This window comes from Alkalibacter saccharofermentans DSM 14828 (genome assembly GCF_900128885.1).
In the GTDB taxonomy this organism is placed as follows: domain Bacteria; phylum Bacillota; class Clostridia; order Eubacteriales; family Alkalibacteraceae; genus Alkalibacter; species Alkalibacter saccharofermentans.
In genome coordinates this window covers 1-646 of sequence record NZ_FQTU01000013.1, presented here as the reverse complement: position 1 = coordinate 646, position 646 = coordinate 1, and the positions used below count along the sequence as shown (strand labels likewise).

The 646-nt window shown below is 36.5% G+C and carries 1 protein-coding gene and 1 pseudogene; one reads left to right on the top strand and one right to left on the bottom strand.

Annotated elements, in window-relative coordinates; translation table 11 throughout:
• Nucleotides 1-136 precede the first annotated feature (136 nt).
• Nucleotides 137-331, bottom strand: a complete 195-nt coding sequence (gene cas2, locus BUB93_RS11570) for a CRISPR-associated endonuclease Cas2 (RefSeq protein ID WP_423230808.1) — start codon at nucleotides 329-331, stop codon at nucleotides 137-139.
• 109 nt (nucleotides 332-440) lie between these two features.
• Here cas2 and BUB93_RS08740 point away from each other — a divergent pair.
• Nucleotides 441-646: pseudogene (locus tag BUB93_RS08740) on the top strand (IS21 family transposase); the annotation flags it as partial.

Genomic DNA, 646 nt, shown 5'->3' with positions numbered 1-646 from the left:
AGTTGTAGTTCCCATGTAAGTTTTGGTATAGTAGATTGGCAAGAAGCCGAAAGCCTTGAATGCGTTGATATTCAAGGCTTTCACTTCTATCAAAACAGTTCCCAGCACACTTAATTACATACCCTCTGATTCTTTTTTAAAAAATCGATAACTGTTCACATACAAACGGAGTATCATCCTGTAAATAATCCCCGAGCAAAATTTCCATAGATCCATATTGTTTTTCTGTTACCACCAACAATCTTATGGAACCGTTTTCAGGTATGCTCGCTTTTAATCGATCTTTATGCTTTTGTACGGCATCTGGGCCATTGCATACCCGTCTGTTTATGGTAATCTAGAACTGCAATAAATGGCAACCAAAAATACAAAAAGTAATTGCCAGTACAAACCTTAAATAATACCCTATTAAGTGACTAAACTTGTAGGGAGGAAAGGAAGTGCTGACAATTACTCAAATCAATTATATCCGAGAATTATACTTTTTAGAAGGAAAAACTTATGCACAGATAAGTGGAATGACCGGCAAGAACTATCGCACAGTGAAAAGATACATAGAGATGGATGACTTCAATGAGCAAAAGCATAAGGCAAGTAGACCCAATAAGACTGATGAATTAAGGCCAATAATACGAGGATGGCTTAT